Source organism: Rugamonas sp., from assembly GCF_025354735.1.
GTDB lineage: Bacteria > Pseudomonadota > Gammaproteobacteria > Burkholderiales > Burkholderiaceae_D > Rugamonas.
Genome location: NZ_JANXMI010000261.1, coordinates 22,870 through 31,178, shown reverse-complemented (window position 1 = coordinate 31,178; position 8,309 = coordinate 22,870). Strand labels below are relative to the sequence as shown.

Below are 8,309 nucleotides of genomic sequence, written 5' to 3'. Positions count from 1 at the left end.
ACACCGGCTTCGACAGCTTCGTGGTGGCCGACGTGCGCGTGCACTATCAGATCAGCCGCCAGTGGAGCGCGGCCGCCGGCGTCGACAACCTGAACAACCGCAACTACTTCCTGTATCACCCCTTCCCGCAGCGGACCTTGTTCACCGAGCTGAAGTTCAATTATTGAAACGAGTTCGGCCGCACAAAGCAAAAGGGTGGCGCGGACTGTGCCGCGCCACCCTTTTCATCGGTCCAAAAGCACCGAACCTGGTTTAAGCCTTGTTCGCGCCCTTGCGACGGGCGACGAGGCCCAGCAAGCCCAGGCCCGCCAGCATCATGCCGTAGGTTTCCGGCTCCGGCACGGCGGCCGTCAGCGAAACGTTGTCGAGCGAGGTGCCGAGGCCGTCGCTGGTGCCGGTGGCGTAGAACGACAGCTTGGTGCTGCCGGCGGCGCCAACCAGGTCGGATACGGTGAACTGGGTCCAGCCGCTGGCATTGTCGACATGGCCGACCTTGCTCACACCCCAGTACACGTCCAGGCCCTGCGAATCGAGGGCGACGCGCGGACGGTCCGAAAAGTCGAAGCTCAGCGTGTACTTTTGGCCGTAGGAGGTGGCGACGTTCTGGTACATGCCGCTGTTCTGGCTGGTGTCCAGCTCGACGAAATTGACGCCGAACGGCGTGCTGCCTTCGACGTTGTTGCGCACTTCGATGCCGTGGTCGATGCCGGTCCAGCCGGTGATGCTGTCGTAGTTCGACCAGGTGCCGTTGGCTAGCGCCGGCGCTTCGAAGCTGCCGTTGACGATCAGTTCGTCGGCCGCGAAAGCGTTGCCGGAGAGCAGGGCGGTCACGCCCAGTGCCAAGATCAGATTTTTCATTGGATTCCCGTTAATTATTTAATGACAATATTAATTTCATTGAGTCAACTTCATTCTATCGTCGATTAACGGTACTCACCAGAAATTTCTCTCACTTTCGAGCAACTTTTTGCATGGGCGCGACAGTCGCGCACGCTCGAATCCGCGCTTAAGCTTTTAGATAAATGTATTTGAACAAGAACAGCGCCGCGATGACCCACACGATGGGCCGCACTTGCCGGGCGCGGCCGGTCAGCAGCTTGAGCGCGGCGTAGGTGATGAAGCCGCAGGCGATGCCGTTGGCGATCGAATACGTGAACGGCACCATCAGCGCCGTGATCGCGGCCGGCACGCTCTCGGTGCTGTCGGACCAGTCGACCTCGGTCAGCTCGCGCAGCATCAGACAGGCCACGAACAGCAGCGCCGGCGCGGTGGCGTAGGCGGGCACGACGGCGGCCAGCGGCGCGATGAACAGGCTGGCCAGGAACAGCAGCCCGACCACCACGGCCGTCAACCCGGTGCGCCCGCCGGCCTGCACGCCGGACGCGCTTTCGATATACGCCGTGGTGCTCGACGTGCCCAGCATCGAACCGGCGACGATGGCGCAGCTGTCGGCCAGCAGGGCCCGGTTCAGCCGCGTCATCTTGCCGTCGACCAGCAGGCCGGCGCGGCTGGCCACGCCCATCAGCGTGCCGGTGGCGTCGAACAGTTCGACCAGGAAGAACACCAGCACCACGTTGACGATGCCGGTCGACAGCGCGCCCTTGACGTCGAACTGGAACAGCGTCGGCGCGATGGACGGCGGGGCCGACACCACGCCGTGCAGCGCGTTGTCGCCGAAGAACAGGCTCAGCACCGTCACGGCGACGATGCCGATCAGGATCGCGCCCTGCACGCGCAGCCGGTCGAGCGCGACGATGAGCAAAAAGCCGGCGATGGCCATGACGGCAGGCGGCCGGTGCAGGTCGCCCAGTTGCACCAGCGTGGCCGGGCTGGCGACGACGATGCCGGAGCCTTTAAGCGCGATCAGCGCCAGAAACAGGCCGATGCCGACCGTGATGGCGGTGCGCAGCGACGGCGGGATGCCGTTGACGATGTGCTCGCGCAGCCTGAACACGCTCACCAAAATGAACAGGCAGCCGGAAATGAACACGGCGCCCAGCGCCGCCTGCCACGGCACGTGCATGCCCAGCACCACGGTGTAGGCGAAGTAGGCGTTCAGGCCCATGCCGGGCGCCATCGCGATCGGGTAGTTGGCGTACAGGCCCATGATGAGCGTGCCCAGCGCCGCCGCCAGGCAGGTGGCGACGAAGACGGCGTCGCGCGGCATGCCGGCGTCGCCAAGGATGGCGGGGTTGACGAAGAGGATGTAGGCCATCGTCAGGAAGGTGGTGACGCCGGCCACCACTTCGGTGCGGACGTTGGTCTGGTGGGCGCTGAGTTTGAAATACGAATCGAGTATCGGCACGCGTTGCTCCGTCGGGTGGCTGATGGTAGTGGTTTAGCGGTGGCGGCGCCGGCGGCGCGGGTAGCCAAAAGCATAACATGGCGCGGCGTGGCAAGGCGGCCCGGCCGGCTGCATCAAATCGATACAAAATTTCCTGCCAGCCATAGTTGACGTAGCCGTGGCGGCGGCGATGGCATACAATTTTTCTTTTCACCCCACTGGAAGCGGCATGAGCGAATTTTCCCAAGATATCTACACCGAACCGTCCGATGTCGACGTGCACACGCTGAACAACCTGGGACCGCTGACGCGCATGGCCGGCATCTGGGAAGGCACGCGCGGCCTCGACATCAAGCCCAAGGTGGACGGCGCGCGCAAGCAGGCCTACGTCGAGCGCATCGAGCTGCAACCGATCGACCCGGTGACCAATGGCCCGCAGCTGTTCTACGGCCTGCGCTACCTGATCCTGATCCAGAAGCCGGACCAGGCCAAGACCTATCACGAGCAGGTCGGCTATTTCCTGTGGGAGCCGGCCACCCACACCGTGATCCAGACGCTGGCGATCCCGCGCGGCCAGATCGCGATGGCGTCCGGCATCGTCGCGCCGGATGCCGACAGCTTCGAGCTGGTGGCCACGCGCGATTCGACCACCTACGGCATCTGCTCCAATCCCTTCCTCGAATACGGCTTCAAGACGACCGAGTTCCGCATCAACGTCCGCTTCCATCCCGACGGCACCTGGGGCTATGACGAGGATACCGTGATGCTGTTGCGCGGCAAGGAGGACGAGCCCTTCCACCACATCGACCGCAACGAACTGTCCAAGGTCGCGGAGCCGACGCCGAACCCCATGGCGCGCTGACGGCAAGCCGGCGGCAAGTGAGAAAACGTGAGCAAAAGTGAGCCGCGCGCCTCGGCGCGCGCACTCCGGACGGCGGCCGCGTCGGACGAGGCCGCACGCTGCGTTGCAGCATGACGTACAATTGAGGCAAGCCGGCCTGACTCTCCCGGCCGGGCCGCCGCCCTTGCAGTCCCCGCAACACCCCAACTTTTTTATATCGTTACGATTTGTGCACCGCGCAAATCTTCGCCACATCTTTGCCATCTTCACATCATGCACAGCGCTCTCGACAGTAATGCCCCGATTCCCCGCATCACCGCGCCCTATGGTGCCGGCCTGGCCGACCTGGCGCTGGCCATAGGCGGACTGGCCATCGGCACCGGCGAATTCGCCTCGATGAGCATCCTGCCCATCGTCGCCAACGATTTGCACACCTCGCTGCCCAATATGGGCCACATGATTAGCGCCTACGCGCTCGGCGTGGTGATCGGCGCGCCGCTGCTGACCATTTTCTTCGCGCGCATGCCGCGCCGGCTGCTGCTGGTGGGCCTGATGCTGATGTTCTCGCTGGGCAATTTGATGGCCGCGCTGGCGCCCAACTACGGCATGCTGGTGGCGGCGCGCTTCCTGGCCGGCATCCCGCACGGCGCCTATTTCGGCGTCGCGGCGCTGGTGGCGGCGTCGATGGCGGACCCGGACAAGCGCGGCCAGGCCGTCTCGCGCGTCATGCTGGGGCTGACCGTGGCAAACATCATCGGCGTGCCGGTGGCGACGTGGCTGGGGCAGGGACTGGGCTGGCGCTCGGCCTTCCTGGCCGTCGGCGCCGTCGGCTTGCTGACCATGCTGATGGTGCGCATCTTCGTGCCGAAAGTGGCGGCCGGCGATTCGAGCCCGATGCGCGAGCTGGGCGTGTTCACCCGCCTGCAAGTGTGGCTGACGCTGCTGATGGTGGCGATCGGCTTCGGCGGCCTGTTCTCGGTCTACACCTATGTCACGCCGACGCTGCTGGAAATTACGCACGTGTCGCCGTGGGTGGTGTCGCTGCTGCTGGCCCTGATCGGCGTGGGCATGACCATCGGCAACGTCGTCGGCGGCTGGCTGGCCGACCGCTCGCGGCTGTGGACCATCTTCGGCATGCTGATCTGGAACGCCGTGGCGCTGACCGCGTTCTCGTTCACCTGTGTCAACGTGTGGGCGGTGGCGATCAATATGTTCGCGCTCGGCGCCGGCATCGCCGTGGTGCCGGCCGTGCAGACGCGGCTGATGGACGTGGCCGGCGACGCGCAAACCGTGGCCGCCGCGCTCAACCACTCGTCCTTCAATATCGCCAACGCGCTCGGCGCCTGGGCCGGCGGCATGGCCATCTCGATGGGCCTGGGCCTGCGCTCGACCGGCTGGGTCGGCGCCTTGCTGGCCTTGGGCGGCATCGTCGTGCTGGGCATCTCGGTCGCCGTCGAACGGCGCGGCACGGTCGTCACGGTCGCCGTGCCGGTGCGCCACAGGGCTTAAAGCGGCGCTTCACCAAGCGCCGGCGCGGCCGTCAGACACGCGCCATCACGCCGTCGTCGAGATGCCGTATTTGCGCTGGGTGGCGAAGTATTGCGCCGACAGCGTCTCCAGCGTCGGATGTTGCGGGTCGATGCGGCGTATCCGTTCGAGCACGAAGTGGCATTGCTCGGCCAGCGGCGCTTCCCAGCCCAGTTCGTCGAGCTGGCGCAACATCGTCGACGCCGCCTCCGGCAGCAGCGCCATATTGGCCGGCGCCTTGCGCAGCGCGCTGTTGAGCGTCATCACGGCCGCGCGCAGGTCGCCGTGGTCGCTCTTCTCGGCCGCCTCGCTGATGTATTCCTCGACCTGGCGCGTGATCTGGTCGCCCACGCCCTGGGCCAGGTCGTGGCGGCCGGCTTTTTCAAACACGTCGACCGCATCCTCCATCGAAACGCCGCTGTCGTTGTCGTTCATGATGTTAATCATCAGGTCGGACGCCTCCTGATCGAGCTTGTTTTTCAGGCAGCTGTGCACCAGTCCCACTTTCAGGCCGGTCGACAGGCCGCGGCTCAGGCCGACGGCGTTGACGGCGGTGGTCAGCTCGAGGGCGGCGGCGGGCAGGTTGCCGGTCAATTCCAGCAGCAGGCCGGCGGCGATGGCGCGGCAAGCCTCGGTGTTGGTATTGCCGCGCAGTGAGCGTTCGAGGTCGCGGATCACGCCGCTGGCCTGGTTGGCGTCGCCTTTTTTCACCAGCGTCTTGACCAGGTTGACGTGGTCTTCCGGGTCGCGGAACTCCGAATACTTGGCCTTCGCCACCACCTGCTTGAAGGCCCGTTCGGCGACGCCGACGTCGCCGGTCTCGAACGCGATCTCGCCCAGGTGGCGCAGGCGGCGCACCATGTGCGGCGAAATGGCGACCGCGTCTTCGAGGATTTTTTTCGCCGTCACCGTCTGGCCCATGGCTTCGTGGGTCTGGGCCAGCAAGTCGTAGGCGGCCATGAATTTGGGATTGTGCTCGACCAGCGCTTCGAGCGTCTGTTGCGCCTCGGCGTAGTGCTGCTGGCCGAAGTGGCAGCGCGCCAGGCCCAGGTGGGCCCAGCCGATGGGCCGCGTCATCAGCACGGTTTGATAAATCAGTCCCGCCTCGGCAAGCTCGTCGAGCGACACGTGGATTTCGGCGCGCAGGCGCGCGAATTCGATGGCGTAGCGCGGATAGCTCGTTTCGCAGTCGATGCAGGTGTCGATGGCGCGCCGCAGGCTGCCGCCGCCGACCAGCTGGTAGACCGGCATGAACACGGCGCGCCGTTCGACCGCGCGCGTGATGCGCTGCAACAGCACGTCGACGGTGAAGGGCTTGAGCACGTAGTCGGTCGGGGTCAGCTCGGCCGCGCTGATGACCTTGCTGTACACGCCTTCCGACGTCAGCATGATGAAGATGGTCCACTGCGTGATGAGCTTATGGTGGCGCAGGTCTTCCAGCAATTGCTGGCCGTCCTGGCCGTTGTCGCCGCTGCCGCTGCCGAGGTCGTATTCGCACAGGATGATGTCGAACGATTTCTTGTCGAGCTGGCGGATCGCCGTGCCGGAGCTGACCGCGTAGTCGATGCGGGTCACGCCGTTCTGCGTCAGCATGGTTTGCAGGCTGGCGCGCATGCTGACGTTGGGGTCGACGATGAGGACCGACAGTTCACTGAATTCTGGCATTGTTAAGCTCTTCTATAATCACGCTGTATCGGATATCGGGTAGTGCGCGCGCAGCGCATCGTACTGCGCGCCGAGTGCCGCCAGCAAGGGGTGGCCGCCGGCGCCGCGCATGCGGGCGAGCAGGGCGGCGCAGCGGCCGGCCAGCGCCTCGTCCCACGCGCCCTCGCCGAGCAGGCGCAGCATCGGCGTCAGCGCGGCGGCCCACAGGCCGGGGTTGTCCGGCCGCTTGAGCAGCGCCTGGTTCATGATGAGCACGGCCGCCCGCAAGTCGCCCTGGCTGGCCTTGATGGCGGCCTGCTTCACCAGCTCGTCGACCAGCCTTTCGATGCGCTCGTCCGGCATCGGCACCAGGTCTTCGCGGCCGGCCTGGCGGTAGAGGCGCGCGCCGTCGGCGGCCGTCACGCCGCTGGCCGGATCGGCCGTCAGCGCCGTCAGCAGCGTGGCGGCCTGCGCGTCGAGCCGCTGTTCGAGGCAGGCCTCGAACATGGACAGGCGCATCGCCGCCGACAAGTCCTGGGCTTCGGCGCTGGCGGCGACGGCGGCGCGCAGCTCGGCCGCCGCCGCCTCGGTTTTCCCGGTCAGCGCGTGCAACATCGCGCTGGCGTAGGCGCGGCACGCGGCGGCGGCGGGCGTGCCGCGCAGCGAGCGGTCGAGGTCGCGGATGACGGCCGACATCTGCACCGCGTCGCCCTTCTTGACCAGCGCCTTGACCAGATTCAAATGGTCTTCCGGGTCGCGGAATTCGGAGTATTTGGATTTGGCGACCACTTGTTTGTAAGCGCGTTCCGCGCCGGCCGTGTCGCCGCTGGCGTAGGCGACGTCGCCCAGCAGGCGCAGGCGGCGCACCATGTTCGGCGAGATCGCGACGGCGTCTTCCAGCACCTGGCGCGCCTGGTCCAGCTGGTCGAGCGCCCGGTGGGTGCGCGCCAGCAGGTCGTAGGCGGCCATCAGCTTGGGGCTGGCCGCGATCAAGGCCGCGAGCGCGGCGCCGGCGTCGTCGTAGCGCTGTTGCTGGAACAGGGCGTTGGCGACGCCCAGCTGCATCCAGCCGGCGTCGCGGTTTTCCAGCAGGGCGCGGTAGACTTGCTCGGCGTCGGCCGGGCGGTCCAGGCTCAGCAGCAGCTCGGCGCGCAGGCGCTGGTAGTCGGCGCCGTAGCGCGGCTGGGCCGCCGAGGCGGCCACGCAGGCGTCGACCGCCTCGGCGCTGCGGCCCTGGCCGATCAACTGGTAAATCGGCAGGAAGGTGGCGCGGCGGTCGACGGCGCGGGCGATGCGCTGCGACAGCACGTCGACCGTGAACGGCTTGAGGATGTAGTCGGTCGGCGTCAGCTCGGCCGCGCCCATCACCTTGCTGTACACGCCTTCGGACGTGATCATGATGAAGATGGTCCACTGGCCGATCAGCTTGTGGTGGCGCAGGTCTTCCAGCAGTTGCTGGCCGTCCTGGCCGCCGCCGTCGTTGCCGCCGGCGCCGAGGTCGTATTCGCACAGGATGACGTCGTAGGATTTTTTATCGAGCTGGCGGATCGCCGTGCCGGAATTGACGGCGTGGTCGATGTGGGTGATCGACAGCTGCGTCAGCATATTGTGCAAGCTGGCCCGCATCCCCTGGCTGGGATCGACGATCAGGATCGACAGGTCGCTATATTCGGGCATCGCGCTACTCTCTCAGGCCGCCGGACGCGGCATCTCGCATAGTTGACGACGGGCATCGGTAAAATCTTGAGCCAGCATACTCCAAGCATGGGCAAAAATGCGCGAAAAGGCCGGCTTTTCCCTATGACGGGACCGCCACGAGGGCAAAAACGCCGCTAAATGTTGCTTTCAGGGCACTTTGGCGCGCTGGAGCCGGGCTGGCGGCGGCGCGGCCGGCCGCTCAACGGCCTGTGGATGAGGGTATAATGCCGGCAGAGGAATAATCGCCAGAATTCGCCAGACCGTCATTCGTGCCACATCTACCTTTAATCCGCAGCCTTGCTGCATCAACCATCT

General features: G+C 65.9%; 6 protein-coding genes. 2 read left to right on the top strand and 4 right to left on the bottom strand.

Translation table 11 applies throughout. The features are described 5' to 3' along the window. Nucleotides 1–252: 252 nt before the first annotated feature. On the bottom strand, nt 253–858 hold the full coding sequence (locus tag Q0S71_RS21355) for a PEP-CTERM sorting domain-containing protein (protein ID WP_296000142.1): 606 nt from the start codon (nt 856–858) through the stop codon (nt 253–255). A gap of 148 nt (nt 859–1,006) precedes the next feature. Continuing rightward, the gene (locus Q0S71_RS21350; RefSeq protein ID WP_296000140.1) at nt 1,007–2,305 is read right to left on the bottom strand and encodes an NCS2 family permease; all 1,299 of its coding nucleotides are present in this window, start codon (nt 2,303–2,305) and stop codon (nt 1,007–1,009) included. 208 nt (nt 2,306–2,513) lie between these two features. On the opposite strand from Q0S71_RS21350, the gene Q0S71_RS21345 reads away from it, so the two are divergent. Both Q0S71_RS21345 and Q0S71_RS21340 read left to right on the top strand, forming a co-directional pair. Then, a complete protein-coding gene (locus Q0S71_RS21345) occupies nt 2,514–3,146 on the top strand; it encodes a heme-binding beta-barrel domain-containing protein (RefSeq protein ID WP_296000138.1) in 633 nt (210 codons plus the stop codon). A gap of 252 nt (nt 3,147–3,398) precedes the next feature. Further along, the gene (locus Q0S71_RS21340) at nt 3,399–4,634 is read left to right on the top strand and encodes an MFS transporter (RefSeq protein WP_296000137.1); all 1,236 of its coding nucleotides are present in this window, start codon (nt 3,399–3,401) and stop codon (nt 4,632–4,634) included. Nucleotides 4,635–4,679: 45 nt separating this feature from the next. Here Q0S71_RS21340 and Q0S71_RS21335 read toward each other — a convergent pair whose 3' ends face one another. Beyond that, nucleotides 4,680–6,317 (bottom strand): tetratricopeptide repeat-containing response regulator, encoded by a 1,638-nt coding sequence (locus tag Q0S71_RS21335; RefSeq protein WP_296000135.1) that lies wholly within the window; start codon nt 6,315–6,317, stop codon nt 4,680–4,682. A gap of 18 nt (nt 6,318–6,335) precedes the next feature. Further along, a complete protein-coding gene (locus Q0S71_RS21330) occupies nt 6,336–7,973 on the bottom strand; it encodes a response regulator (RefSeq protein ID WP_296000133.1) in 1,638 nt (545 codons plus the stop codon). Nucleotides 7,974–8,309: the final 336 nt, after the last annotated feature.